The organism is Stenotrophomonas sp. KH_036_B (assembly GCF_057839485.1).
This window is the reverse complement of sequence record NZ_CM174491.1, coordinates 901,129-927,899: the sequence shown is the minus strand read 5'-3', so window position 1 is coordinate 927,899 and position 26,771 is coordinate 901,129. Positions and strand designations below refer to the sequence as shown.

Genomic DNA, 26,771 nt, shown 5'->3' with positions numbered 1-26,771 from the left:
TTAACCCTCTACCACAAGGCCCATGGAACGGGCAGAACCAGCGATCGTACGCACTGCTGCGTCCAGGTCGGCGGCCGTCAGGTCAGCTTCCTTGACCTTGGCGATCTCTTCCAGCTGCTTGCGGGTCACCTTGCCGATCTTGTCGGTATTCGGACGCTTGGAGCCCGAGGAGACGCCCGCAGCCTTCTTCAGCAGCGTCGTTGCCGGCGTGCTCTTGGTGATGAAGGTGAAGGTACGGTCCGAATAGGCGGTGATGATCACCGGAACCGGCAGACCCGGCTCAAGCTTCTGCGTGGCGGCATTGAAGGCCTTGCAGAATTCCATGATGTTCAGACCACGCTGACCCAGCGCGGGACCGACCGGCGGCGAGGGGTTGGCCTGACCGGCCTTCACCTGCAGCTTGATGTAACCAACTACTTTCTTTGCCATGTGAATACTCTCCGGGTGCTAGCGCCTTACGACCACAGGCTCCCCATCGGACCGGGAATCTCGCGTCCCGGCATCGCGTTTTTTGATTCACGCAGAAGGCCACCTTGCGGCGGCCCTTTGCTTTTGCCAGCTTCCTGGCAGGAAGCCGCGCACTATATCAGGTTTTGGGGGGTCTGCGTGAATGCGCAGACCCCGCAGCCGGGCAGAGCCCGGCGCTACGGACCATGCAGCCAGGCAAGGCCTGGCTCTACTGGCCTCAGACGGCCTTTTCGACCTGACCGAACTCCAGCTCGACCGGGGTGGCACGACCGAAGATCAGCACCGAGACGCGCAGACGGCTCTTCTCGTAATTGACCTCTTCGACCACGCCGTTGAAGTCGTTGAACGGGCCTTCGGTGACGCGGACCATCTGGCCCGGCTCGAACAGCACCTTGGGACGGGGCTTCTCGACACCTTCCTGAACGCGGTTCAGGATGGCTTCGGCCTCGGAGTCGGCGATCGGCAGCGGACGATCGGCCGTACCGCCGATGAAGCCCATCACCTTGGAGGTGTCCTTGATCAGATGCCAGCTCTCGCTGTCGATCCGCGGAATGCCATTCTCTTCGTGCGACTCGATCTGGACCAGCACGTAACCGGGGAAGAACTTGCGCTCGGAACGGCGCTTCTGGCCGGAACGCATTTCAACCACTTCCTCGGTCGGGACCAGGACGTCACCGAACAATTCCTGCTTCTCTTCACGCACGATGCGGTCGCGCAGGGCCTGCGCCACCGTCTTCTCGAAGCCTGAATAGGCGTGAACGACATACCAACGCTTCACAGGTTTCTCCTTATCGACCCAGGAACAACTGGATCGCTTTCTGAATCAAGAAATCAAAGCCGCCGAGCAGCAGGCTGAGGATGATCACCACGACCATCACCACCCACGTCATGCGAATGGCTTCCTGGCGCGTCGGCCAGACCACCTTGCGCAGCTCGAAGCGCGATTCGGAAAGAAATTCAAGCGTGTCGCGACCCTTGGCGGTCAGCATGAACACACCGAGGCCAGCCGCGAGGCCGACGGCGACGCCCAGACCGCGCAGCGGACCGGACCAGGCATTCTGGGCCGCATGCTCAGGCGCGCCGAACCAGAACCAAGCAAAAAGACCCGCAAGTGCCAGGAGCACTGCGGCGGCGTACTTGACGATGTCACCCCCGGTGGAGGTGTCCTTGGAATGCTCGATCTTGCTGTTCATCCGGCTCTGGCTGCTGAGGCGGCATGGCCGCTGGAAGGGAGAAGTGGCACGCCAGGAGGGACTCGAACCCCCAACCTGCGGTTTTGGAGACCGCTGCTCTGCCAATTGAGCTACTGGCGTACTGAAAAAACTGCCTTCCCTTAGACGGCGAAGGCGGACCGGGGTTCCCGGCCCGCCGTTCGCGAGACCGGCAGCGCTGCATTGCCGCCGGTGTTGCAGATTACTTGATGATCTTGGCAACCACGCCGGCGCCGACGGTACGACCGCCTTCACGAATGGCGAAACGCAGACCTTCATCCATCGCGATCGGGTGGATCAGGGTGACCACCATCTTCACGTTGTCACCCGGCATCACCATCTCGACACCTTCCGGCAGCTTGGCAGCGCCGGTGACGTCGGTGGTACGGAAGTAGAACTGCGGGCGGTAGCCATTGAAGAACGGGGTGTGGCGGCCGCCTTCATCCTTCGACAGCACGTACACTTCGCCTTCGAACTCGGTGTGCGGCTTGATCGAACCCGGCTTGCAGAGAACCTGACCGCGCTGGACGTCGTCACGCTTGGTGCCGCGCAGCAGCAGACCGGCGTTGTCGCCTGCCTGACCCTGGTCGAGCAGCTTGCGGAACATTTCCACACCGGTCACGGTGGTCTTCTGGGTGTCGCGGATACCGACGATTTCGATTTCTTCGCCGACCTTGATCACGCCGCGCTCGATACGACCGGTCACCACGGTGCCGCGGCCCGAGATCGAGAACACGTCTTCGACCGGCATCAGGAATGCCTTGTCGACGTCACGCTCCGGCAGCGGAATCCAGCTGTCCAGCGCCTCGACCAGCTTGATGATGGCCGGCACGCCGATGTCGCTCTGGTCGCCGTCCAGCGCCAGACGGGCCGAACCCGAGATGATCGGGGTGTCGTCGCCCGGGAAGTCGTACTTGCTCAGCAGCTCGCGGACTTCCATTTCAACCAGTTCCAGCAGCTCGGCATCGTCCACCATGTCGGCCTTGTTCAGGAACACGACGATGTACGGCACGCCGACCTGGCGCGACAGCAGGATGTGCTCGCGGGTCTGCGGCATCGGGCCGTCAGCGGCCGAGCACACCAGGATCGCGCCGTCCATCTGGGCGGCACCGGTGATCATGTTCTTGACGTAGTCAGCATGGCCCGGGCAATCGACGTGCGCATAGTGGCGAACGGCAGATTCGTATTCGACGTGTGCGGTCGAGATCGTGATGCCACGAGCCTTCTCTTCCGGCGCGGCGTCAATGGCGTCATAGCCCTTGAATTCGCCACCGAAGCGATCGGCACCGATCTTGGTCAGTGCGGCGGTCAGCGTGGTCTTGCCGTGGTCGACGTGACCGATGGTGCCGACGTTGACGTGCGGCTTGGTGCGCTCGAACTTACCCTTGGCCATGGCTGCTTATCTCGAAATCGTCTGAATGGGTAGCACTTAGATGGTGCTCACGAAAGGAATCGAACCTTCGACCTCCTCCTTACCAAGGAGGTGCTCTACCGACTGAGCTACGTGAGCGAGTTTTGAATTATGGCACGAATTTGAAGATAATCAAATTCATTCAATGGAGCGGGAGACGGGGATCGAACCCGCACCATCAGCTTGGAAGGCTGAGGTTCTACCATTGAACTACTCCCGCATCGGAAGCTCTTGCCACAACCTGAAACTGGTGGAGGGAGGTGGATTCGAACCACCGAAGGCGTAAGCCAGCAGATTTACAGTCTGCCCCCGTTGGCCGCTTGGGTATCCCTCCTTACCACCCTGTCCCATGGCGCCGAAGCGTTTTCGGTGTGGGGTGGAAGAGCCGTGAATTTTGGGGGTGAATGCGGGTTCTGTCAACACCCTTTTTCAACTTTTTCACACGAATCGCGAATCGGCCCGACAGCGCGGCTTACTGCCCGGGCAGTGCAAGCGCTTCGTCGGCGAAGATCGCCACGTGCGGCACGCCGTCGGTGCCGATCCAGCCGCGATACATGCCCTGCGTGTTGAATGGCGTGGCGGCGCGACCGTCCGCCGACAGCACGATCGCGCCGCCGTCGCCGCCCAGCGCGGGAATGCGTTCATTGATCACCGCGCGCCCTGCATCGGCAGGACTCTGCTGCAGGTACTGCATGCGTGCGCAGATGTCGTAGGCCGCCGCGGTGCGGATGTAGTACTCGCCCCAGCCGGTGCCGGACACCGCACAGGTGGCGTTTGCATAGGTGCCGGCACCGATGATCGGCGAGTCCCCCACCCGTCCGTAACGCTTGTTGGTCATTCCCCCGGTAGAGGTGCCCGCCGCCAGGTGGCCCTGCGCGTCCAGCGCAACGGCGCCGACGGTGCCGAAGTGGCGGGCGGTCTCCAGATCGGTGTGGGCCTGGCCGCTGGCCTCTTCCTTCAGCGCCCTCTGCAGCTGCTGCCAGCGCTTGTCGGTGCGGAAATACGACGGATCCACCAGGGTGATGCCCTTGCTGGCGGCGAACGCCTCGGCACCCTCGCCCACCATCATCACGTGCGGGGACTGCTGCATCACCGCCTGGGCGAGCAGGATCGGGTTGCGCACCCGCTGCACGCCAGCCACCGCACCCGCCTTCAGGCTGGCGCCATCCATCAGTGAGGCGTCCAGCTCGTTGCGGCCGTCATGGGTGAACACCGCGCCCTTGCCGGCATTGAAGGTGGGATCGTCCTCGAGCAAGGTGATGGCGGCGGTGACCGCCTCCAGCGCCGGCTTGCCGGCCGCCAGTGCCCGGTGCCCCTGCAGCAGCGCCTGGCGCAGCGCCGCCCGCGCGGCCTTCTCCTCGGCTGGCGACAGGTCCTTGCGCTGCACCCCCGCCCCGCCGTGGATGACCAGCACCGGTTCGGCAGCCTGGACGAGTGGGCTGAGCAGGCACAGGGAGAGCAGCAGAGAGGATCGGAGGGGCATGGCGGTGACCGGGTTGTGGGAGACGGCCCATCATGCAGGACCGGACGCACGGTGCCGACCAACGGGCGGCACCTACCCCGGCCCCGGATATCTGGCAGGCATCGACCGTTGGTCGAAGCCCTCCCTTCCTGAAGGGCGCCAACTGGCGGACGACGTAAAAAAGGCGTTAAATGCGCGCCGTCCGTTCACCGAATGTGAATGGGGGTCCAGGCCTCCCTCGAGGCCCGCATTTCTTCTTGAGAATTCTCATGCGTAAACAGGCGATGGCGTGGTCGATCCAGCTGGCGTTGATGAGTGTGGCCGCAACCGCGGGCGCCCAGGCCCCGGTCGCTCCCGGGGTACAGCAGCTGGACACGGTGCAGGTCACCGGCTCGCGCATCCCGCGCGCGCAGGTGGAAGGACCGGCCCCGGTGACCGTAATCACCGCCGAGCAGATCCAGGCCAGCGGCTTCACCAGCGTGCCGGATGTGCTGCGGTCGATGACCCAGAACGGCGGTGAGACCCAGAGCCAGCAGTCGGCCAGCGGCGCCGACTTCTCGCCGGGCGCGCAGCAGGTCGACCTGCGTGGGCTTGGCCCGAACCACACGCTGGTGCTGGTGAACGGCCGTCGTATCGCCGACTTCCCGATGCCCTTCCAGGGCCGCAGCAACTTCACCGACGTGTCCAACATTCCGCTGGGCATGATCGAGCGCATTGAAGTGCTGACCGGCAGCGCGTCGGCCATCTACGGTTCGGACGCGATTGCCGGCGTGGTCAACTTCATCCTGAAGAAGCAGGTCGATGGCACCACCGTCGATGTGCGCATGGGCACCACCACCGAGGGCGGTGGCGAGTCGTTCGACATGAGCATCGCCAGCGGCTTCGATTCGGGACGCTTCAGTGCGGTCTACAGCGTGGAACTGCAGTCGCAGGCGCCGCTGTGGGCCTACCAGCGCGCGCAGCAGGACTCGACCCTGGACGCGCCCACCGAAAGCGCGCGTGCCGCGCGACGCGCCTGGCTGCGCACCGACTACAACGACGACTACCTGGACCCGGGCCAGGCCACCTGCGATGCACTGGCCGGCCAGAACCGTGGCAGCACCTACTACGCCGAGCGCCCGCGCTATGGCTTCTACTGCGGCAGCGACCGCTCGATCGGCTACGGCACGATCCTCAGCAAGCGCCGCGGCGCGAATGGCTACGCTTCGCTGCGCTACGGCTTCGACAACGGCGCCGAATGGTTCGCCGACGTGCAGCTGGGCTACCACGACATCGCGCTGATGCGCGATGTGACCCAGTGGGGCCGCATGGCCGCCGACGGCAATGAAGACGGCTACTTCTACAACCAGGCCACCGACCAGGTGGAGTTCTGGCAACGCCAGTTCTCGCCGGAAGAAATGGGCGGGCTGCGCAACGGCATGATCCGCAGCACCCAGAAGACCTTCAGCGTCACCACCGGCTTCAAGGGCTCGCTGGGCACGGCGTGGGACTACGAGGCGTCGCTGAGCCACTCGCAGTACCAGTCCTCGATCCGCTGGCCGCAGATCATCGCCTCCAAGGCCAATGACCTGTTCCTCGGCCCGCAGCTGGGCGAGGATGACGACGGCTTCCCGATCTACAACGCCGACCCGGCGCGCCTGTACCGGCCGCTGACCCGCGCCGAGTACGATTCGATTTCCGCGCGTACCACGTACACGCCGAAGTCGCGGACCGATACGGCCGCACTGACGCTGACCAATGGCGAGCTGTTCGAACTCCCCGGCGGCAAGGCCGGCTTCGCGGCCACGGCCGAGTTCGGCAACCAGTCCTATGCGCTGAACCCCGATCCGCTGGCCACGCAGTATTACTACTACAGCTGGAAGGACTCGGACGGCCACGGCAGCCGCAACCGCTGGGCCACCGCCGCCGAGCTGCGCCTGCCGCTGCACGACACGCTCAACGTGAGCGTGGCCGGCCGCTTCGACCAGTACCGCTATTCCGGCAACACGATCGGCAAGGCGACCTGGAGCGGCGGCATCGAATGGCGTCCGATCGACACGCTGCTGGTGCGCGGCTCCTACGGCACCGCGTTCCGCGCGCCGGACCTGCACTACGTCTACGCCGGCCCGGGCAACGACGAGACCGGTGCCAACGACTACTACGCCTGCGCGGTGGACGGTGCGGACGACTGTTCGGATTACGAGGAAAACCTGATCCGCACGCGCGAGGGCAACCGCAACCTCGACCCGGAAACCAGTACCTCGTGGAGCGCCGGCCTGGTCTGGTCACCTGCACTGGGCCTGGACCTGTCGGTGGACTGGTTCGACATCGACATGCGCGACCAGGTGCAGGACATGGACGTGAGCACCATCCTGCGCGATGAAGCGGCCTGCCGCCTGGGCGATGCCGATGCAGCTTCGCCGACCTGCGTGGACGCCATCAACCGGGTCACCCGCACCGACGACGGCCGCCTGTACGGGGTGCACGTCAGCCCGATCAACATTGCCCGCGAAACCACCCGCGGCATCGACGTGGGCCTGCGCTACCGCCTGACCACCGGCGTGGGCGACTTCATCGTCAGCGGCAACCACACCTGGGTGCAGCGCCACGACTTCCAGCAGTTCGCCGGCGACGTGGTCGAGGACCAGTTCGCGGTCAACAGCGGCTTTGACATCCCGCGCACCAAGACCAGCGCCAGCCTGACCTGGGAGAACGCGGCCTGGTCGACCACGCTGTACGGCTCGCGGCTGGGCAAGCTGCCGACCTATGACAGCTACGACCAGAGCTTTGACCCGGAGAGCGGCGACAGCCCGTGGATGAAGGCGACCTACCGCTACAACCTGTCGGTGCAGTACCGCTTCGACGACCACTCGCGCCTGTCGCTGTCGGTGGTGAACCTGTTCAACAAGATGCCGCCGCACGACGCCACCTACACCTCGTACCCGTATTACGACGTGTCCTGGTTCGATACGGTGGGCCGTACGCTGAACCTGCAGTTCACGCACAAGTTCGGGGGCAGTGCACTGTAAACGGCGCAGCCAAGGCCGGTGTGCAGGTCAACCTGTCGCGCGGCTGGGGCCGGCTCGGTCGCCAGACCGGCAGCGGGGGGTTCCGCGATACGAACGCGCAGCTGGGGCTTTCCTGCAGCTGGTGATGGATACGACGCCCGCCGCAAGGCGGGCGTCTTGTTTAGGGCGTGCAGCACGTGCGGACGTAGGCTGCAGCCACGCGTGGCGCGGCTCTACCAGCCGTTCGCGCGCACGCCGCGCACCGGGCGCGGACCGCCCGCGAGCTGGTACTGTTCTGGCTGGCATTGGACCTCTCGCCCTACTGGCCTCAACGGATATGACCGTCAGACTATTGCTCATGGTGTTGGCCGCCCTGCTGCTTGCCGCCTGCAGTTCCCTTCCGCGCGGCGCGCAGGCGATCCAGGACGCGGCGGCGTGCGATGTGGTGACGGTGAGACCGCAGGGAAAGGTGAAGAAGCTCTACTGGGTGACGGGCCCCGACAACCGGCGGGTGCGGGGCGGCGTGGATCATCAGGTCGACCTGAACCTGGTGATCAGGACGGCGGGCTATGAACCCGGGGACTGCATCGAGGCCAGCATCCGCTCGGATACCGGCGAGGACGTGGCGGTGGGCGTGCACACGCTGGTGCTGCGGGGTCGCCTCGATGCGAACGGCGCTGCGCTGTTTCGCCAGCCGTTGAAAGACCTGACGCTTTACCATTATTAGGGCAGCCACGCAGGGCGTGGCTCTACATGCAGCCACGCAGGGCGTGGCTCTACATGCAGCCACGCAGGGCGTGGCTCTACGACGTAGAGCCACGCAGGGCGTGGCTCTACGTCGTAGAGCCACGCCCTGCGTGGCTGGCGCGGTAATCGGCGGCGTCCACGTTCTCCACAGCGCATGTGGAGAGACACGGGAGAATCGTGTGGATAAGCGGGGCCGACGCAGCTGCCGCAACGGATTCCAGTGCATGGTGAAATAATCACCATTGATTGCACGCGCGCCGCTCGAGTTTTCCACACCGTGCGTGGAAAGCCGTGGGGGTTTGTTGTGGACAAGTCCGTTGAAGGTTGCGCCGCAATGGTTCCGGGGCGTGGCGAATTATTGTCCAAACAGAAACGCCCCGCGGTGGGCGGGGCGTTTTTTTTTGAGCAGAGGAGCAGCGGACTAACAGTCCGCTCTACAGCTCAGACGTTGAAGCGGAAGTGCAGGATGTCGCCTTCCTGGACGCGGTATTCCTTGCCTTCCAGGCGCAGGCGACCGGCTTCCTTGGCGCCGGCTTCGCCCTTGTACTTGATGAAGTCGTCATACGCGATGGTTTCAGCGCGGATGAAGCCCTTCTCGAAGTCGGTGTGGATCACGGCGGCGGCCTGCGGCGCGGTGGCGCCCTTGCGCACGGTCCAGGCGCGGACTTCCTTCACGCCTGCGGTGAAGTAGGTCTGCAGGCCCAGCAGTTGGTACGCCGCGTAGATGACGCGATTGAGGCCCGGCTCCTTCAGGCCCAGATCGGCCAGGAAGGTGTCACGGTCTTCATCGTCCAGCTGCGACAGCTCTTCTTCGATCGCGGCCGACACCGGCACCACCTGCGCACCTTCTTCGGCGGCGCGGGCGCGCACGGCGTCCAGGTGCGGGTTGTTCTCGAAGCCGTCTTCCAGCACGTTGGCGATGTACATCACCGGCTTGAGGGTGAGCAGGAACAGGTCACGGACCAGCGCCTTCTCTTCCTCGTCCAGCCCGGCCGAACGCCCGGCCTTGCCGTCGGCCAGCGCGGCCTGCAGCTTGGCCAGCACCGGCTTGCGTGCGGCCGCTTCCTTGTCGCCACCCTTGGCAGCGCGCTCGGCGCGGTTCAGGGCCTTCTCGACACTGTCCAGGTCGGCCAGCGCCAGTTCGGTGTCGATGGTGTCGATGTCCGACAGCGGGTCGACCTTGTTGTTGACGTGGATGACGTCGGCGTTCTCGAAGCAGCGCACAACGTGGGTGATCGCATCCACTTCGCGGATATGGGCCAGGAACTTGTTGCCCAGGCCTTCACCACTGGCGGCACCAGCAACCAGGCCGGCGATGTCCACGAACTCCACGGCGGTCGGGATGACCTTCTGCGGGTTGATGATCGCAGCCAGTTCGTTCAGGCGCGGATCCGGCACCGGCACGATGCCGACGTTCGGTTCAATGGTGCAGAACGGGAAGTTGGCCGCGGCGATGCCCGCCTTGGTCAGCGCGTTGAACAGGGTCGACTTGCCGACGTTGGGCAGGCCGACGATGCCGCATTTGATACCCATCTTTGACAACCTCTGGGGTGAAAGTGATTGGTAAACCGACGCGATCGTTCCGTCGCCTTACCAATCAGTTCCTGACGATCATTGGCGTACCGACCAACCGTCGGTACCTGCCGTGTGCGTGCCGCCCGGTTCATTGTGCGGCGGCGCGCGGCTTATTTCGGGGTGTGCAGGCGCTTCATCGCTTCGCTGAAATCGCCCTTCACTGCCAGCGGCAGCACATCGATCGCATCGTCAACCGCACGACCGATCAGCACGTCATCGTCCTTGCTGGCGCGGCCCAGCACCCAAGGCACCACGCGATCCTTGTGGCCGGGATGGCCGATGCCAACGCGCAGGCGGTGGAATTTTCCATGGCCCAGCAGGCGGATGGTGTCGCGCAGTCCGTTCTGGCCGCCATGGCCGCCGTCGAACTTGAGCCGTGCCACGCCGGGAGGCAGGTCCAGCTCATCGTGCGCCAGCAGGGTTTCTTCGGGTTCGATCTTCCAGAAACGCTGTGCGGCGGTGACCGACTTGCCACTGAGATTCATGAAGGTGGCGGGCTTGAGCAGCCATACCGGCTGCCCGGCGATGTCAATCTTGGCAGTCTCGCCGAACAGCTTGCTGTCCACGCTCCAGCGCGCGCCGGCCTGGTCGGCCAGGGCGTCAATGAAACGAAACCCGGCATTGTGCCGGGTCTGGGCGTGCTCGGATCCGGGGTTGCCCAGACCAACGATCAATCGCAATCCTGTCATCACTCTTCTTCGTCGGTACCGGCCCTGTGCCGGTACATACAGAAACGGCGCCTGCCCCGAAGGACAGGCGCCGCAGTCACTTACTCTGCAGCCGGTTCTTCGTCGGCGGCGTCGACCTTGCCGTGCTTGGCAGTGACGATCGCGTCGTCGTGGTCCTTGCCCTGGGCCAGGGCCGGGATCTCGACGCCCTTCGGCAGCTTGATGTCCGACAGGTAGACCACATCGCCCGCCTTCAGGTCAGCCAGGTCGACGTCGATCGATTCCGGCAGGTCCTTCGGCAGGCAGCTGACGGTCACTTCCTTCAGTTCGTGGGTGACCACGATGTCGGCAGCCTTGCCGGCCGGCGAGGTGTCTTCGTTGATGAAGTGCAGCGGCACGTTGGCGGTCAGCACGGCATTGGCGTCCACGCGCAGGAAATCCAGGTGCATGATCAGCTGCTTGTGCGGGTGGCGCTGCATGTCACGCAGGAGCACCTGGGTGATCTGGCCGTCCAGGTTCAGGCTCAGGATCGACGAGTAGAACCACTCGTTCTGCTGGGCGAGCCAGATGGCATTGTGGTCCAGGCTGATGGCGACCGGTTCGGCGGTACCGCCGTACACGATGGCCGGGATCACACCGGCGTTACGCAGGCGGCGGCTCGCACCCTTACGCTGCAGTTCACGCTTGGTGACCTTGATTTCATGGGTCTTCGACATTTTCTTCTACCTGTAGTGCCGTGCCGGAATGGCGTGGCGATGAAAGGGACGTCCGCGACCAGACGTCCCCGGGGCCCTGGCTGCCGTTGCCGGCGGCCAGGAAAAAACGAATCAATCCACGTACAGCGAGCTGACCGACTCGCCGAACGCGATGCGGCGCATCGTTTCGGCCAGCATCTCCGCCACGCTGAGCTGGCGGATCTTGCTGCACACCCGCGCCTCTTCACGCAGCGGGATGGTGTCGGTCACCACCAGCTCATCGAGCTGGGAGTTGTTGATGTTGTCCACGGCCGGGCCCGAGAGCACGGCGTGGGTGCAGTACGCGGCCACCTTGAGGGCGCCACGCGCCTTCAGCGCCGCGGCGGCCGCACACAGGGTGCCGGCGGTGTCGACGATGTCATCGACCATCACGCAGGTCTTGCCTTCGACGTCACCGATGATGTTCATCACGGTGGAGACGTTGGCGCGCGGACGGCGCTTGTCGATGATCGCCAGGTCGGCGTCATCCAGGCGCTTGGCCACGGCGCGCGCACGCACCACGCCACCCACGTCCGGGGACACCACGATCAGGTTTTCGGTGCCGTAGGCGCGCCAGATATCGGCGAGCAGCAGCGGCGAGGCATACACGTTGTCCACCGGCATGTCGAAGAAACCCTGGATCTGGTCGGCATGCAGGTCCACCGTCAGGACGCGGTCGGCGCCGACGGCGCTGAACATCTTGGCGGCCACCTTGGCGGTGATCGGCACGCGCGAGGACCGCATGCGGCGATCCTGGCGCGAGTAGCCGAAGTACGGCACCACCGCGGTGACGCTGTTGACCGAGGCGCGCTTGAGCGCATCGATCAGCACCAGCAGTTCCATCAGGTTCTCGGCGCTGGGCGCGCAGGTCGGCTGGATCACGAAGACGTCCTGCTTGCGGACGTTCTCTTCGATTTCGACCTGCACTTCACCATCGGAGAAGCGCGACACCAACGCCTTGCCCGGTCGCACCCCCAGTTCCTTGCAGATGCTCTGCGCAAGGCGCTTGTTGGCGTTGCCGGAAAATACCAGCAGGTTGGGGTGATCTTGCATCATGACGGTCTCGGGCGGGAGCGATTGGCGGAGAACTCTGCCGCAGGCACCCGGGGGTGTCTGCGGTGACAACACCGCGGCAGATCGACCGTGCCCGCGCAGGTGTGCGCATGGGAACGCGGCTGACTTCCGCTAGTGGCAGGGGCGGGAGGATTCGAACCTCCGAATGCCAGGATCAAAACCTGGTGCCTTGGGCCTCTTGGCGACGCCCCTGCATCAAAATCAATAACGCTCGAGTACATCAAGCAGTGGCGAGCGCTCCACGCCCGCAGCCACCCATGCCCGCAGTTCCTCCGGCAACCGCGCCAGGCCCTGCTCTGCAGCAGCGCGCGTGGCGAACTCGACGAAACAACCGCTTCCCGACCCGGTGAGTCGTGCCCGGCCGATACTGTTCAACGCCACAAGCACTGCCTCAACGGCAGGTTCGCGACGGCGCAGCACCGGCTCGAACGCATTCCCGAGCAAAGACCCGGAAGCGAAGTCCGCTATTTTCGCCACTGGAGCATCGCGCGTCAAATCGGGGGTGGCGAAAAGTGCTGCGGTGGGCACGTGAACGCCCGGGTCGGCGATCACATACCAGGCCGGCGGCAGGGCCATCGGGGTGAGCTGCTCGCCAATGCCCTGGGCCCACGCACTGCGGCCACGCGCAAATACCGGCACGTCAGCACCCAGCTGCAGGCCCAATGCGGCCAGCGCGTCCTCGTCCAGCCCAACGCCCCAGAGGCGATTGAGCGCGACCAGCACCGTGGCCGCATCGGACGATCCGCCACCGAAGCCGCCGCCGGCAGGAATAAGCTTTTCGATGGCGATATCGACGCCTTGCGCGACGTTGGCGTGTTTTTTGAGGATCATGGCGGCGCGCACCGCGAGGTCATCCTGCTCGGCCACGCCGACCACGGAGGCCCCTTCACGCCGCACCTGGCCATCGTCACGCAGGCGCAGGCCGATCCGGTCGCCCCAGTCGAGCAGCCGGAACACGGTCTGCAGCTGGTGGTAACCGTCGCTGCGGCGGCCGGTGATGTGCAGGAACAGATTCAGCTTGGCCGGGGCCGGCCACCATGACCAGCCCGCGTTCAGGTCCAGCGCGTTCATAGGCCGCCCAGCGCCCAGCTGTCGACCACCAGGCGCACCTTGGCGTCGCCATTGACCGCTTCGATCCGCCTGGGCAGCACCGGACGATCACCCTCGGCGGGGTACCAGTCCAGGTACTGGACCTCCCAGCCCATCTGGCGCACCCGTCGCGGCCGACCATCGGCGTCGCGCTCCACCTGCTCGGCGGCGGCGGTATCGGCGGCGACCAGGCCACGGACCCAGTCCGGCAGCTGGTTGACCGGAATGTCCCAGCCGGTGGCCTCGAGCAGCACCTGCTGGGCGTCGTCGCCCTCACGGGGTCCGCCCTCCAGGCCTTCCAGACGGCCGCCCTCGTGGTGGCTGTCGCCGCTCAGCTTCCAGCTCTGGCGGGTCACCGGCGCGCTGAGTTCGACCACGTACTGGCGCGACTGCTGCTGCCAGTCGATGCGACCGTTGCCGCCATTGCGGCCCTTGTTGACCGCCACCCGGCCCTGGAAGGACCAGTCCGGCTGCGCGCGCAGCGCGTCGACACGCGCCGCTTCGGCCTGTTGCGCGGCGGCCGACACGGTGGTCACCACGCCGGGGGCGGCCGGTGCCTTGCGCTCATCCAGCGATACGCAGGCCGACAGCGACAGCACCACGCCCGCCGCCAGGGCGAGCTTCGGGAAACGCAGATTCATACGCCGTATTTCTCGATCACGCGCTGCAGGGCGCGGTTGTCAGGGTCCAGCTTGCGCGCCTCGTCGAAGAAGCGGCGGGCCTCGTCCTTGCGCCCGAGCACCCACAGCACCTCGCCCACGTGGGACGCGATCTCCGGGTCCTTGGCCAGCGTCCAGGCCCGGCGCAGCTGCACCAGCGCTTCCTCGTTGCGGCCCAGGCGGTACAGCACCCAGCCGTAGCTGTCGACGATGGCGGCATTGTCCGGTTCGGCCACGCGCGCGCGGTCGATCAGCTCCAGGGCTTCCTGGTAGCGCGTGGTGCGGTCGGCCAGGGTGTAGCCCAGCGCATTGAGGGCGGCCACGTTCTCCGGCTCGGTGACCAGCACCTTGCGCAGGTCGGCTTCGGCGCGCGGCACATCGTCGCGGCGCTCCCAGGCCAGCGCGCGGGCATACAACAGGCCGTTCTCGTCCGGATAGGCGGCCAGCCCGCGCGCCAGGGCATCCAGCTCGCCCGGCAGGTCGTCATTGCGCTGGCGCAGATCGGCCTCCAGCAGGTAGGCATCGCGACGGGCCTCGTCGTCGATGCTGGCATCGGACTGGATGGCATGCACCTCGCTGAAGGCCTGGTCCTTGCGCCCCAGCAGGTACTGCGCATTGGCCGCGCGCAACCGCGCCTCGGCGCGTTCTTCGCCACCGGGCACGCTGTGGTACCAGTCCACCGCTTCGGCATTGCGCTTCAGGTATTCGGCGATCTTGCCCAGCAGCAGGCGCTGCGCGGGGTCCGGCCTGGTGGCCTGCTTGGAGAGGTCGGCGTACAGCGCGGCCAGGGCCACGTCGTCTTTCTGTTTGGCCAGCAGCGAGGCGCGCATGCCCCAGGTCTGCACGTTCTGCGGGCCCACCGACAGCACGCGCGCGGCCGCGCCGGTATCGCCCATGGCGTCGTAGGCAATGGCCACCGCATTGCGCAGCTCGGGGTCTTCGCGGGTGCGCGGCTCGACCGTGCGCAGCGCGGCCAGCGCCTCGTCGGCCTTGCCGGCCTGGAACAGCAGGCTGGCGTTCAACAGGGCCACCCGCGGTTCGTTCGGGAAGCGGCGCACCACTTCATCGACCATCCGCTTGGCCAGCTCCGGCCGGTCCATGCGCATCGACAGCCGGCCGAACTCCTGCCACGGCTCCAGCTGGTCCGGAATGGCGTTGTCGTCGACCAGCAACGCCAGCACGTCCGCGGCGGCAGCCGGGTCGCGGCTGCCACCCACCAGGGCGGCCAGGGCGAACTTCCAGCCACGCGGATCCGGATCGCGCAGCAGGGCTGCCAGCTCGGTGCGCGCGGCCTTCACATCACCCTTGCGCAGATCCAGCGCGGCGGCGCTGCTGCGCATGGCCAGCGTGCGCGGGGCGCGCTGCTCCCACAGGGCGAGGGCGCGCGCGGCGCGGGTGTCATCGTCGGCCAGCATGGCGATGCGGGTGGCCCGCTCGGCCAGGCCGGCGTCGTCGCGGCCGGCCTCGGCCGCCTCCAGGTACCAGCGCGCGGCGTCGGCCAGCTTGCCGGCCTGCAGCGCGAATTCGCCGGCCATGACCGGGGTCAGCGATGCCGGTTCGGCCTGCGCGGCCTTGCCGGCAGGCGCCTTCGGCACCGCTGCGACGGCGCTGGCGGCGACAAGGGACAGCAGCAGAACGCTGGAGATGCGAATCAATGCGGGCATCGGGGGCTTCTGGCCTTAAAATGACGACTTGAATGGCCAGCAGCTTATCGCAAGCAACTGAACAATGACCCTGTGGGTGCTCGGACTGAATCACCAGACCGCGCCAGTGGAACTGCGCGAACGCGTGTCCTTTGGCGGCGACGCCCTGCCCCAGGCATTGGCGTCGCTGCGCGATACCCCACAGGTGGCCGAGGCGGTGCTGCTCTCCACCTGCAACCGTACCGAGCTCTACGCGGTGGCCGAATCCGGCGATGCGCTGGCCCAGTGGCTGGAGTCCCATGCCGGGCAGCTGCAGGGGTACCTGTACCAGCACGCCGATGCCGACGCGGTGCGCCACCTGTTCCGGGTCGCCACCGGACTGGACTCGATGGTGCTGGGCGAGCCGCAGATCCTGGGCCAGGTCAAGGACGCCTGGGCCACCGCGCGCGACCATGGCCTGCTCGGGCAGCGGCTGGACCGGCTGTTCCAGCAGACCTTCTCGGTGGCCAAGCGGGCCCGCACCGACACCCGCGTGGGCGCCAACCCGGTCTCGGTGGCATCCACCGCAGTGCGCCTGGCCCAGCACTCGTTCGCACGCCTTGAGGATTCAACGGTGCTGCTGGTCGGTGCAGGCGAGACCATCGAGCTGGCGGCCCGGCACCTCAGCGAGGGCCGCGTGCGCCGCCTGCTGATCGCCAACCGCACCCTCGCCCACGCCCAGGAGCTGGCCAGCCGCCACGGCGGCGTGGCGCTGCCGTTGACCGAGCTGGAACGCCACCTGGGCGACGCCGACGTGGTGTTCTCGGCGACCGCCGCGCGCGAGCCGGTGATCACGCGCGCGCACGTCGCCGCCGCGCTGCGCTCGCGCAAGCACAAGCCGATGCTGCTGTTCGACCTGGCGGTGCCGCGCGACATCGAAAGCGGCGTGGGCGAGCTGCAGGATGCGTTCCTGTACACGGTGGACGACCTGGAGCGCGCGGTGGAAGACAACCGCCGCAGCCGCCGCGAGGCCGCCGCCGAAGCCGAGGCGATCATCGAGCTGCAGGTCGCGCGCTTCGTCGAAACGCTGCAGGCCAGCGCCCACCAGGCGCCGCTGCTGCAACTGCGCGCCTACGGCGAGGCCACCCGCGTGGAGATGCTGGAGAAAGCCCGCCAGCAGCTGGCCCACGGCAAATCGCCGGACGAGGTGCTGGAGCTGCTCGCGCACGGCCTGACCAACCGCCTGCTGCACCCGCCGACGGCGGCACTGCGTGCGGCCGCCCTCACCGGCGATACCGAACTGACCCGCGCCGCCGAGCGCCTGTTCCCGGCCAAGCCGGGTTACCAACACCCTCCTGTTTCTGTGAGCAACGATGACGCCGACCCTGCGCCGTAAGCTGGAAGCGCTGGCCGAGCGCCGCGAAGAACTTGAACGCCTGCTGGCGGACCCGGCCGTGGTAAGCGACAACGACCGCTTCCGCAGCTTCTCGCGCGAGTTCGCGCAGCTGCAGCCGATCGCCACCGCCCTGGCCGATGAATCGCGCGCGCTGGCCGACCTGGCCGCCGCCGAAGCGATGCGCGCCGACCCGGACCTGCGCGAGCTGGCCGAAGAAGAAATCACCGCCGCGCAGGAACGCCTGCAGCAGCTGGACCAGGACCTGGCGCTGCTGCTGGTGCCGCGCGATCCGCGCGATGAAGGCAACCTGTTCCTGGAAGTGCGCGCGGGTACCGGTGGCGACGAAGCGGCGATCTTCGCCGGCGATCTGTTCCGCATGTACGCACGCTACGCCGAGCGCCAAGGCTGGAAGGTCGAGATCGAATCGGACAGCCCGGGCGAACACGGCGGCTACAAGGAGATCGTGGCACGGGTGGTCGGGCGCGGCGCGTACTCGAAGCTGAAGTTCGAGTCCGGCACCCACCGCGTGCAGCGCGTTCCGGCCACCGAATCGCAGGGCCGCATCCACACCTCGGCGGCCACGGTGGCGATCATTCCCGAGGCCGACGAGGTCGATGAGATCGTGATCAACCCGGCCGACCTGCGGGTGGATACCTTCCGTTCGTCCGGCGCCGGCGGCCAGCACGTCAACAAGACCGAGTCGGCCATCCGCATCACCCACATGCCCAGCGGCGTGGTGGTGGAGTGCCAGACCGAACGCAGCCAGCACGCCAACCGCGACAAGGCGATGAAGCGCTTGAAGGCGCAGCTGCTGGACAGCGAGCGCAGCAAGCAGGCCGCGGCCACCGCCGAAAGCCGCCGGCTGCAGGTGGGCAGTGGCGACCGCAGCCAGCGCATCCGCACCTACAGCTTCCCGCAGGGCCGGATCACCGACCACCGCGTCGAGGGCCTGACCCTGTACGACCTGCCCAACATCATCGCCGGCGAGCTGGATACGCTGGTCGAACGCCTGATCCACGAACACCAGGCCGACGAACTGGCCCAGCTCTCCGCAGGCGCGTGAGCATGGACCCGCAGCGCGAACAGCTGCGCGGCGCGGTGCAGCGCAACCCGCACGACTTCATCGCCTGGGTGATGCTGGCCGATGCCGAGCTGGAGGCGGGCGACATCAACGCCGGCGACCACGCTGCCACGCGTGCGCTGCAGCTGCGTCCCGGCCACCCCGAGGCGCTGGCGCGGCAGGGTCGCACGCGCTGGATGCAGGCCCGCCACGACGAGGCTGCCGCGCTGCTGCGGCAGGCCGCGCGTCTGGTGCCCGAACACCCGGGAATCGCGCTGTGGCTCGGCCACGCACTGGAAGACGCCGGGCAACCGGAAGCCGCCGCCGATGCCTACCGGCATGCGCATCGCCTGCTGCCCGGCGAGCCCTACATCACCGCGCAGCTGCTCAACTGGCAGCGCCGGCTGTGCGACTGGCGCGGGCTGGAGGCCCTGTCCAGCCAGGTCCGCCAGGCCGTGGCGCAGGGCCATGCGGTGGTCGAGCCGTTCGCGTTCCTGAGCGAAGACGCCAGCGCCGCCGAGCAGCTGGCCTGCGCGCGGCAACGCGCGGCGGGAATTGCCGACGGATTGCGCCCGCTGCCACCGGTACAGGTGCGCCGGCAGGGGCGGCTGCGGGTGGGCTTTCTGTCCAATGGCTTCGGCGCGCACCCGACCGGGCTGCTGACCGTGGCGCTGTTCGAGCAGCTGCGCACACTGGGTACGCTGGAGCTGCACCTGTTCGCGCGCAACGACGATGACCGCAGCGCGATCCGTGCCCGCCTGCAGGCCGCCGCCGATACGCTGCACGATGTTGCGTCGCTGCCGCACCATTCGATCGCCGCGCGCATCCGCGACGCCGGCATCGATGTGCTGTTCGACCTGCGCGGCTGGGGCGGTGGCGGCACGCCGGCGGTCCTGGCGATGCGCCCCGCCCCGGTACAGGTGAACTGGCTGGCCTACCCCGGCACCTCCGGCGCGCGCTGGATCGACTACGTGCTGGCCGATGGCTTCGTGCTGCCGGACGCCCTGGCAGCCGCCTTCAGCGAAACGGTGCGCCGGCTGCCGCGTGCGTTCCAGCCCTCGGACAACACCCGCGCGCTGGAGGCCGCACCCGCCCGCGAGGCCTGCGGGCTGCCGTCACGCGGCGTGGTGTTCTGCTGCTTCAACAACAGCTACAAGCTCAACCCGCGCAGCGTGCAGCGCGCGTTCGCGGTGCTGCACGGCGTGCCGGGCAGCGTGCTGTGGCTGCTGTCCGGGCCCGGCAACGCCGATGCACGACTGCGTGCGGCGGCGAGCGAGGCCGGGCTGGATGCGGCCCGGCTGGTGTTCATGCCGAAGCTGCCGCATCCCACCTACCTGGCGCGCTACCAGCACGCTGACCTGTTCCTGGACACGCATCCGTACAACGCGCACACCACCGCGTCCGATGCCCTGTGGGCCGGGTGCCCGGTGCTCACCTGTCCAGGGGATACGTTCGCCTCGCGGGTGGCCGGCAGTCTCAACCACCACCTGCAGATGGCGGAGATGAATGCCGCCGACGATCGCGCCTTCGTCGCCACGGCGATCGCGCTCGGTAATGACCCGGCGGCCCTGGCGGCGCTGCGCGACAGGTTGGCCAGCGCACGGGACACCAGCGGCGTGTTCGACATGGCGGCGTTTGCGCAGGATTTCCGTGTGCAGGTCGAGGGGATGGCCAGGGAAAACGGCTGGCAGGGCCTCTGATCGGCTCTGCCGGGCGGCGCTTCGTTCGGGGTCATCAAATCTGAGGGACGGCGTCGGTTGGGGTTACACCCGGATGCATGGCCGCGACCTGTTCGGGATCGACGTCGGATGTTTGTGCCGCGCTGCGCGCGGTTGACACGCATGGCGTGTCCCTACGCAGTGTTACGGGTCCATTGAGATCCACATCGGCGAGCCGTTCGCCATGAACCGTTACAGGCCCATCAGGTGCTCCCGTGTAACCTTGGAACTCCTGTTCACCATGAGGCACGCATGGGCAAGCTCAAGCGCAAGGACTATCAGGAACTGCTCGAACCGATGCAGCTGGAACTCACCACGATGGCGCGCTGGGTGCAGCACACCGGGCAACGCGTGCTGGTCCTGCTGGAGGGGCGTGACACCGCCGGCAAGGGAGGCGCGATCCAGGCCATCGCCGAACACCTCAATCCACGCCAGTGCAAGGTGGTGGCGCTGCCCAAGCCCACCGACCGGGAAAGCACGCAGTGGTACTTCCAGCGCTATGTGTCGCACCTGCCGGCCGCCGGCGAGATCGTGCTGATGGACCGCAGCTGGTACAACCGCGCCGGGGTCGAGCACGTGATGGGGTATTGCACGGAAGCGCAGTACCACGCCTTCCTGGCACAGACGCCGGTCTTCGAAAAGCTGCTGGTGGATGACGGCATTCTGCTCTTCAAGTACTGGCTCACCGTGGACCAGGTGCAGCAGGAGAAGCGGTTCGCCGAGCGCCACATCGACCCGCTCAAGGGCTGGAAGCTGTCGCCGGTCGACCTGAAGTCGCGCAGCAGGTACACCGCCTATACCGAGGCGCGCGAAGCGATGCTGCGCGCCACCCATCGCGAGGAGGCGCCTTGGACGCTGGTGGACTTCAACGACCAGAAGCGCGGCCGGCTGGGCCTGATCCGCAACCTGCTGGATCGCCTGCCGGATACCAGCGTCGATGAGCCGATCCTCGAGCTGCCGCCGTTGAAGGGCAAGCTGCATGAGGAACACTTCGGGGTCTTGAAGCCTATCAACGCCTGAGCAATGTGGCGCGCTGTTGGAGGGCGGTTGGAGCAGCCGACTAACAGTCGGCTCTACCCAGTCGGCTCTACGCGGTCGGGGCCACCCCGTCGGGTCTAGCGCTGCGCGATCCGCTGTTCAATGTCATGCGCCGTTACCGGGCCCAGGAATTCCTTGGCGACCTTGCCGTCCGGCGCAATCAGGTAGGTCATCGGCAGGCCGCGCGGGATGGCGAAGTCTTCCGGCGGGTTGTAGGTGTCCACGATCACGATCGGATAGGTGACCGGACGCTTCTGCAGAAACGCCTTCATCTCGCCCGGCTCGATGTCCTCGTAGGCCAGGCCCACCACCTCGACCTCCTCGCGCATGGCATGCAGCGCGGACAGCTCCGGCATTTCCTTGCGGCACGGTGCGCACCAGGTGGCCCAGAAGTTCACCACCACCCACTTGCCACGGTGCGCGGCAAGGTCATAGGTGCTGCCGTCCACCGCCGGCAATACCAGCCGCGGCTGGTCGGCGGTCTTGCGCTCGGCCTCGGGCGCGGCGTCCGGCGCGGCAGGTGTCGCCGGCTCGGTGACCGGCGCAGGTGCCGGCGCCGGCGGGGTGGCATCAGGCTGGGCGGTCGGCTTGTTGCAGCCGGCCAGGGCCAACAGGCTGGCGGCCAGCAGCAGGGGCTTGAGGGTCATGGCGTGTCTCCAGGCGTGGAATAGATATCACTGACGCGGCGCTTGAGCAGCTCGCGCAGGGGCAGCCGCAACGTGTCCAGCGCGGCCACCGAGGCCGTGCCGAGGCTGTCGTCGCGGTACGGCAGGTAGGCTTCCTTCACCGGAATGCGCATCTGCGTGGTTTCGTAGAGATCGGCCAGGGTGAGCTTCTCCAGGTCGCGCGAGAGCAGCCATTCGCCCCGCTCGTCGCGGCGTACCACGCGGATCGCCTCGAGGTCGCAGAGCATGGTCTGCAACAGCGAATCGGTCAGCATCGGCTCCAGCCGCATGATCTCGTCCTCATCCAGCCCGCGCCCATCGACGCGCGCCTGCTGCAGGCGCCCGATCAGGCGCAGCAGGCCGTAGATCTCATAGCCGGTGGGCAGGCGCAGCTCGGCCGGCTGGTAGCGGAACGCGGCGATCGACGACGCCAGCGAAGCGCCAAGCAGCACCGAGACCCAGCACAGGTAGATCCACAGCAGCAGAATCGGCACGAAGGCCACCGTGCCGTAGAGCTTCTGGTAGGACTGGAAGCTGCCCAGGTAGGCGCCCATGCCCCACTTCACCAGCTCCAGCATCACCGCCGCCAGGATCGCGCCGGGGATGGCATGCCGCCACTTCACCACGTGATGCGGAACCACGCGGTAGACGAGCATGATGCAGACGAATTCGATCAGGATCGGCGCCAGCGTCAGCGAGGCGTTGGCCAGCAGGCGGCCTTCGCTGGTGCCGAACAGGGGCAGCGCAAACACCCGTGCCGACACCGCCAGTGAGGCGGCGGCAAGCATCGCGCCCAGCGTCAACACCGTCCAGTACACCAGGAAGCGGGTGAGCCTGGGTCGCGCCGAACTGACGCGCCAGATCTGGTTGAAGGTCTGCTCCACGCTGTTGAGGGTGATCAGCAGCGACACCACCAGCGCGATGAAACCGGCGGCGGTGAGCTGGCCGGCGCTGGCCGAGAACTGGCGCAGATAGCCCTCGGCGGCGCGCGCCGCATTGGGTACGAAGTTGGAGAACACGTAGTCGCTGAGCGTGTCGCTCCAGCGGTCGAACACGGGGAACGCCGAGAGCACGCCGAAGACCACGATGGCCAGGGGCACCAGCGCGAACACCGTGGTGTAGGCCAGCGAGGCGGCGGCCTGGAACAGGCGATCGTCCAGGAAGCGGCGCCACAGGAAGCGACCAAAGCTGGCGGTACGCGCGCGGTCACGTACGCGCTCCATCCACAGGTTGAGGGTATCCAGGGGTTCCATCGGGGCAAGCGTACCCGATGCGGGGAGACGGATACGTATTCGGAGCACCGCACGCTCGCCCTTGGCGACCGGCATTGCCATACTGCGGTTCGACTGGACACAACGGAAGCGAGATGGCGGAGATCCTGGTGCTGTACTACAGCCGCGGCGGTTCGGTGGCACGGCTTGCCCGCCAGATCGCGCGCGGCATCGGCGAAGTGCCCGGCATGGGCGCACGCCTGCGCACGGTGCCGCCGGTCGCGGCAGTGACGCAGACCGCACGGCCGCCGGTGCCCGACGAAGGCGCCCCCTACGTAAGCGTGGACGACCTGGCCGAGTGCGCCGGGCTGCTGCTGGGCAGCCCCACCCGCTTCGGCAACATGGCCGCGCCGGTGAAGCACTTCCTGGACGGGCTGGGCGCCGAATGGGTCAACGGCACCCTGGCCGGCAAGCCGGCGGGGGTGTTCACCTCCACCGCATCGCTGCACGGCGGCCAGGAGTCCACGCTGTTGTCGATGCAGGTTCCGCTGCTCCACCACGGCTGCCTGATCGTGGGCATTCCCTTCACCGAACCGGCGCTCAGCCATACCACGACCGGCGGCACGCCCTATGGCGCCAGCCATGTGGCCGGTGCGGACGACAACCCGGTACCGAGCGAGGACGAGGCGATCCTGGCCAGGGCGCTGGGCCGCCGCGTGGCCGACATCGCCCGGCGGCTGGGATGAGCCCGCGCGCGCAGAAGGGGACGTTGGCCGCGCTGCTGCTCGCCTTGGCGGTGGTGTTCGCGGTCTGGTTCGCCAACGACCGGCACTGGCTGGCCAGCCAGCTGGTCTTCACGGCACCGCCGCTGCTGCTTGCCATTGGCGTGCTGAGCGGACGCGGCAAGGCCGAGTTCTGGGCGGGCGTGCTGGCCCTGTTCTGGTTCAGCCATGGGGTCATGAGCGCCTGGAGCCATCCCGACACCGCGCGGTGGGCCTGGCTGGAGCTGCTGCTGGCACTGGCCGTCATCGGAGTCGCCAGCGCGCCGGGCCTGCGCCGCCGCTTCGGGAAGCGCAACGCGTAGACCCGCCGTATCATTGGCGCATGGCGCGGCGTCTCCGCGCAGCTCACCGTCAACCAGGATTGCTGCAATGGAAGAACTACTGATCATCACCACCGGTGGCACGATCGACAAGATCTACTTCGACGACAAGTCGGACTACCAGATTGGCGATCCACAGATCGGGATGATCCTGCGCGAGCTTGGCGTGACCTTCCGTTTCAACGTGATTCCGATCCTGCGCAAGGACTCGCTGCACATCACCGACGAGGACCGGGAACTGATCCGCGCCACCATCGCGGCCCAGCCGACCCGCCACGTGCTGGTGACCCACGGCACCGACTCGATGGTGCAGACCGGCCAGGTGCTCAGGAGCATCACCGACAAGACCATCGTGATGACCGGTGCGCTGAGCCCGGCGCGCTTCCGTGGTTCGGACGCCGAGTTCAACATCGGCTGCGCGATCGGCGCGGTGCAGTCGCTGCAGCCGGGCGTGTACATCGCCATGAACGGCCGCATCTGGAATCCCGAACACGTGCGCAAGAACGTGGCCGCGAATCGGTTCGAAGACGCGTGAGGCGGGAACCGCCTCCAGCGTCGGTAGCCACCGACCGCTGGTCGGGCGACCTTTGAACGGTATGCGTACCTGCCGACGGTGGGTAGCCACGCGTTCTCGTCCATCGTACCGATGAACAAGAACGCCCCGGCCGAGGCCGGGGCGTTGCCCACTGGAGAGGGGCTGGGCTCAGTACTGCGCGGTCAGCGTCACGCCGGAGAAGGTGCTGTACGCCTTCAGCCGCACATGCCAGGTGCCGGCGGCCGGCGCGCTGATGGTGCAGGTCTCGTTGTTGCCGCTCAGGTACGGGCGGCAGTTGTAGACGGTGTCGGTCGGCGCGCTGCCCGAGCGCACGTACAGGTCGGCATCGCCGCTACCGCCGGTGATGGTCACCTTCAGCTGCGAACTGCCCGACGGGACGGTGACCGTGTAGGCCAGTGCGGCACCGCTGGCCGCGCCCAGGCCGGTGACCGGCACGTTGTTCTGCAGCACGGTGCCGGTGCCCGGGTTCGGGTTGGTGCCGTTGAGCGCGGCGGTCACGGCGGCGTCGGCATTGACGATGCCCGCACCGCAGCCGCCACTGCAGGCGCCCGGCAGTGCCCGTGCGGTGCTCTTGAGCAGGGTCTCCACGGCCGCCGGCGACAGCGCGGTCGGCGCGACCGACTGCACCAGCGCAACCACGCCGGCCACATGCGGCGCCGCCATCGAGGTGCCGTTGTAGGACGCGTAGGAGGCGGTGCCCGGCACCGTGGTGCCGCTGTTGAGCGTGGACAGGATCGCCTGGCCCGGGGCCGAGATATCGATGCCGGCACCGTAGTTGGAGAAGCTGGCACGCGCACCGGCCGAGGTGGTGGCCGCCACCGCGATCACGTTGGCGCAGTTGGCCGGTACCGACGAGGACACGTTGGCGTTGCTGTTGCCCGCTGCCACCACCACGGTGGTGCCGCGCGACACCGCGCCGTTGATGGCGTTCTGGTAGGTGGTGGAACAGGTGCCACCGCCGCCCAGCGACATGTTGATCACTTCGGCCGGGTTGGCATTGGCCGGCACGCCGCTGACGGTGCCACCGGATGCCCACACGATCGCATCGGCGATGTCGGAGGTGTAACCGCCGCACTTGCCGAGCACGCGCACCGGAACCACCTTGGCGTTGTACGCGGTGCCCGCCACGCCGGTGGTGTTGTTGGTCACCGCGGCGATGGTGCCGGCCACGTGCGTGCCGTGCCAGCTGGAATTGGAGGCCGGATAGCCGGCGCCGCATTCGTTGGCGGCGTACCAGTCGCCTTCGTCGTTGGCATTGTTGTCGCGGCCGCCACCATCGCGCGCCATAGCCGCGTCGCTGATGAAGTCGTAGCCGGGCAGGATGTTGGCGTTGAGATCGGGATGGTTGGTGATGCCGGTATCGATCACGGCCACCACCACGCCGGTGCCGGTGGCCTTGTCCCACGCCGGGCGCACGTTGATCGAGGCATTGCTGGTGCCGAAGCCCCACTGCTCGGACAGGCGCGCGTCATTGGGCACCAGCGTGGCCTGCATCAGCTGATCGACTTCCACGTACTCCACGTTGGGATCGGCCGCCAGGCGGCGCATCAGCAGTTCGGATTCGGCCGCGTCCAGCGGACGGTCCGCCTTGACCACGGTCGGCCCGATGGCCAGCTGGCGCAGCTTCTGCAGGCCCAGCGCGCGCCCCTGCGCAGCCGGTACCGCCGATGCCGCCGCCTTGAGCGAGCTGGCCAGCACCGTCGGGTTGGCCACGTCGGTGGCGCCGTTGCGGTACTTCACGATGAAGCGCTGATGGGTCGGTGCGGATGACAGCCCGCTCAGCTGCACATCGCCGGCGAAGGCCGGGGCGGCAAGCAGCAGGGTCGAGAGAACCGAACCACCCAGTACAACCAATGCGCGCTGACGCAAGCGGTGCTGCGAATCATGAGACATCGGATTTCCCTTTAAGACTGAAGGATGCCGTCAATGCGGCGGAGGTCGGCGCGATCCGGTCGCTGTGGAGAGATGGCGCGGATCGAGCCTGAAAGATGGATCGGTTTCCCCTGATGAACCGCCCGATCCCGGACGCTAGTGGTTTCGACCCACCCCAACAACGTTTCAGCCCGCTTTCAGTGTTGTGAAAGTTTCGATCTGAGACATCCAGGGTCAAGGGTTTGTGAATGTGAAGAAACTTTTTGATAGGCGGCGTGTCTGCGGGAGGGCATTCCGTGTCCTGCGTCACTGTCTTGTGCGTCAGGGGCAGGACATTGCTTGCGCATCAATTGGTTAGGGAGATTTGGATCGTTTAGAGACGTGTTTCGGCGGGAGGGCGTCAGCCACGCAGGGCGTGGCGCTACCGGGCACTGCGCAGCCACGCA

The 26,771-nt window shown here is 66.9% G+C and carries 24 protein-coding genes and 5 tRNA genes; 9 read left to right on the top strand and 20 right to left on the bottom strand.

The genetic code is table 11. The annotated features are described in order from the left end of the window. The 9 genes from rplK to AC3ITN_RS04095 all read right to left on the bottom strand — a co-directional run bounded on the left by rplK (position 1) and on the right by AC3ITN_RS04095 (position 4,573). Entirely contained in the window at positions 1-429 is a 429-nt protein-coding gene (rplK, locus tag AC3ITN_RS04135; RefSeq protein ID WP_313348949.1) for a 50S ribosomal protein L11, read from the bottom strand. 256 nt (positions 430-685) lie between these two features. Then, positions 686-1,246 (bottom strand): transcription termination/antitermination protein NusG, encoded by a 561-nt coding sequence (gene nusG / locus AC3ITN_RS04130; RefSeq protein ID WP_313348950.1) that lies wholly within the window; start codon positions 1,244-1,246, stop codon positions 686-688. A 10-nt stretch (positions 1,247-1,256) separates the two neighbouring features. Continuing rightward, entirely contained in the window at positions 1,257-1,661 is a 405-nt protein-coding gene (secE, locus tag AC3ITN_RS04125) for a preprotein translocase subunit SecE (protein ID WP_313348951.1), read from the bottom strand. 44 nt (positions 1,662-1,705) lie between these two features. Then, a tRNA-Trp gene (locus AC3ITN_RS04120) sits at positions 1,706-1,781 on the bottom strand. A gap of 100 nt (positions 1,782-1,881) precedes the next feature. Further along, positions 1,882-3,072: an elongation factor Tu gene (gene tuf / locus AC3ITN_RS04115; RefSeq protein ID WP_313348952.1), complete on the bottom strand. Its 1,191-nt coding sequence runs from the start codon at positions 3,070-3,072 to the stop codon at positions 1,882-1,884. Positions 3,073-3,113: 41 nt separating this feature from the next. Further along, a tRNA-Thr gene (locus AC3ITN_RS04110) sits at positions 3,114-3,189 on the bottom strand. A 47-nt stretch (positions 3,190-3,236) separates the two neighbouring features. After that, positions 3,237-3,310 (bottom strand) — tRNA-Gly (locus tag AC3ITN_RS04105). 28 nt (positions 3,311-3,338) lie between these two features. Continuing rightward, positions 3,339-3,424: transfer RNA gene (locus tag AC3ITN_RS04100), tRNA-Tyr, on the bottom strand. A gap of 138 nt (positions 3,425-3,562) precedes the next feature. Continuing rightward, complete coding sequence (locus AC3ITN_RS04095; protein ID WP_489392158.1) at positions 3,563-4,573, bottom strand: isoaspartyl peptidase/L-asparaginase family protein; 1,011 nt, start codon at positions 4,571-4,573, stop codon at positions 3,563-3,565. Between the two features lie 248 nt (positions 4,574-4,821). On the opposite strand from AC3ITN_RS04095, the gene AC3ITN_RS04090 reads away from it, so the two are divergent. Then, positions 4,822-7,560, top strand: a complete 2,739-nt coding sequence (locus AC3ITN_RS04090) for a TonB-dependent receptor plug domain-containing protein (protein ID WP_489392157.1) — start codon at positions 4,822-4,824, stop codon at positions 7,558-7,560. Between the two features lie 337 nt (positions 7,561-7,897). Next, positions 7,898-8,266, top strand: coding sequence for a hypothetical protein (locus AC3ITN_RS04085; RefSeq protein WP_489392156.1), 369 nt, complete (start codon positions 7,898-7,900; stop codon positions 8,264-8,266). A gap of 461 nt (positions 8,267-8,727) precedes the next feature. On the opposite strand, the gene ychF is transcribed toward AC3ITN_RS04085, so the two are convergent. The 8 genes from ychF to AC3ITN_RS04045 all read right to left on the bottom strand — a co-directional run bounded on the left by ychF (position 8,728) and on the right by AC3ITN_RS04045 (position 15,749). Then, the gene (ychF, locus tag AC3ITN_RS04080) at positions 8,728-9,819 is read right to left on the bottom strand and encodes a redox-regulated ATPase YchF (RefSeq protein ID WP_313348962.1); all 1,092 of its coding nucleotides are present in this window, start codon (positions 9,817-9,819) and stop codon (positions 8,728-8,730) included. Positions 9,820-9,971: 152 nt separating this feature from the next. Then, complete coding sequence (pth, locus tag AC3ITN_RS04075) at positions 9,972-10,550, bottom strand: aminoacyl-tRNA hydrolase (protein ID WP_489392155.1); 579 nt, start codon at positions 10,548-10,550, stop codon at positions 9,972-9,974. Positions 10,551-10,630: 80 nt separating this feature from the next. Next, entirely contained in the window at positions 10,631-11,245 is a 615-nt protein-coding gene (locus AC3ITN_RS04070; protein ID WP_313348966.1) for a 50S ribosomal protein L25/general stress protein Ctc, read from the bottom strand. Positions 11,246-11,356: 111 nt separating this feature from the next. Further along, positions 11,357-12,316, bottom strand: a complete 960-nt coding sequence (locus AC3ITN_RS04065) for a ribose-phosphate diphosphokinase (protein WP_038692467.1) — start codon at positions 12,314-12,316, stop codon at positions 11,357-11,359. A gap of 136 nt (positions 12,317-12,452) precedes the next feature. Then, positions 12,453-12,529, bottom strand: a tRNA-Gln gene (locus AC3ITN_RS04060). Between the two features lie 9 nt (positions 12,530-12,538). Continuing rightward, a complete protein-coding gene (gene ispE, locus AC3ITN_RS04055; RefSeq protein ID WP_489392154.1) occupies positions 12,539-13,408 on the bottom strand; it encodes a 4-(cytidine 5'-diphospho)-2-C-methyl-D-erythritol kinase in 870 nt (289 codons plus the stop codon). Beyond that, positions 13,405-14,067 (bottom strand): lipoprotein insertase outer membrane protein LolB, encoded by a 663-nt coding sequence (gene lolB, locus AC3ITN_RS04050; protein WP_313348969.1) that lies wholly within the window; start codon positions 14,065-14,067, stop codon positions 13,405-13,407. Before lolB ends, ispE begins: the two co-directional genes overlap by 4 nt. After that, complete coding sequence (locus AC3ITN_RS04045; protein ID WP_489392153.1) at positions 14,064-15,749, bottom strand: tetratricopeptide repeat protein; 1,686 nt, start codon at positions 15,747-15,749, stop codon at positions 14,064-14,066. Before AC3ITN_RS04045 ends, lolB begins: the two co-directional genes overlap by 4 nt. Positions 15,750-15,813: 64 nt before the next feature. On the opposite strand from AC3ITN_RS04045, the gene hemA reads away from it, so the two are divergent. The 4 genes from hemA to ppk2 all read left to right on the top strand — a co-directional run bounded on the left by hemA (position 15,814) and on the right by ppk2 (position 20,901). Further along, positions 15,814-17,103 carry a glutamyl-tRNA reductase gene (hemA, locus tag AC3ITN_RS04040; RefSeq protein ID WP_489392152.1) on the top strand — a complete coding sequence of 430 codons (1,290 nt, stop codon included), beginning with the start codon at positions 15,814-15,816 and terminating at the stop codon, positions 17,101-17,103. Further along, positions 17,081-18,166 carry a peptide chain release factor 1 gene (gene prfA / locus AC3ITN_RS04035; protein ID WP_313346830.1) on the top strand — a complete coding sequence of 362 codons (1,086 nt, stop codon included), beginning with the start codon at positions 17,081-17,083 and terminating at the stop codon, positions 18,164-18,166. The genes hemA and prfA overlap by 23 nt, the downstream gene beginning before the upstream one ends. Further along, positions 18,163-19,863 (top strand): O-linked N-acetylglucosamine transferase, SPINDLY family protein, encoded by a 1,701-nt coding sequence (locus AC3ITN_RS04030; RefSeq protein WP_489392151.1) that lies wholly within the window; start codon positions 18,163-18,165, stop codon positions 19,861-19,863. Before prfA ends, AC3ITN_RS04030 begins: the two co-directional genes overlap by 4 nt. A 270-nt stretch (positions 19,864-20,133) precedes the next feature. Then, the gene (gene ppk2, locus AC3ITN_RS04025; RefSeq protein WP_489392150.1) at positions 20,134-20,901 is read left to right on the top strand and encodes a polyphosphate kinase 2; all 768 of its coding nucleotides are present in this window, start codon (positions 20,134-20,136) and stop codon (positions 20,899-20,901) included. A gap of 95 nt (positions 20,902-20,996) precedes the next feature. Here the strand turns inward: ppk2 and AC3ITN_RS04020 are convergent, their stop codons facing one another. Together AC3ITN_RS04020 and AC3ITN_RS04015 are read right to left on the bottom strand one after the other, a co-directional pair. After that, complete coding sequence (locus AC3ITN_RS04020) at positions 20,997-21,566, bottom strand: TlpA family protein disulfide reductase (RefSeq protein WP_489392149.1); 570 nt, start codon at positions 21,564-21,566, stop codon at positions 20,997-20,999. Continuing rightward, positions 21,563-22,837 (bottom strand): YihY family inner membrane protein, encoded by a 1,275-nt coding sequence (locus AC3ITN_RS04015; RefSeq protein ID WP_313347062.1) that lies wholly within the window; start codon positions 22,835-22,837, stop codon positions 21,563-21,565. The genes AC3ITN_RS04020 and AC3ITN_RS04015 overlap by 4 nt, the downstream gene beginning before the upstream one ends. A gap of 113 nt (positions 22,838-22,950) precedes the next feature. Here AC3ITN_RS04015 and wrbA point away from each other — a divergent pair, with 113 nt between their 5' ends. From wrbA to AC3ITN_RS04000, 3 genes are all read left to right on the top strand, one after another. Further along, a complete protein-coding gene (wrbA, locus tag AC3ITN_RS04010) occupies positions 22,951-23,541 on the top strand; it encodes an NAD(P)H:quinone oxidoreductase (protein ID WP_313346841.1) in 591 nt (196 codons plus the stop codon). Next, a complete protein-coding gene (locus AC3ITN_RS04005; RefSeq protein ID WP_313346844.1) occupies positions 23,538-23,879 on the top strand; it encodes a DUF2069 domain-containing protein in 342 nt (113 codons plus the stop codon). Before wrbA ends, AC3ITN_RS04005 begins: the two co-directional genes overlap by 4 nt. A 67-nt stretch (positions 23,880-23,946) precedes the next feature. After that, on the top strand, positions 23,947-24,432 hold the full coding sequence (locus AC3ITN_RS04000; protein ID WP_313346846.1) for an asparaginase domain-containing protein: 486 nt from the start codon (positions 23,947-23,949) through the stop codon (positions 24,430-24,432). Positions 24,433-24,600: 168 nt separating this feature from the next. On the opposite strand, the gene AC3ITN_RS03995 is transcribed toward AC3ITN_RS04000, so the two are convergent. Further along, entirely contained in the window at positions 24,601-26,346 is a 1,746-nt protein-coding gene (locus tag AC3ITN_RS03995; RefSeq protein WP_313346848.1) for a S8 family peptidase, read from the bottom strand. Positions 26,347-26,771: the final 425 nt, after the last annotated feature.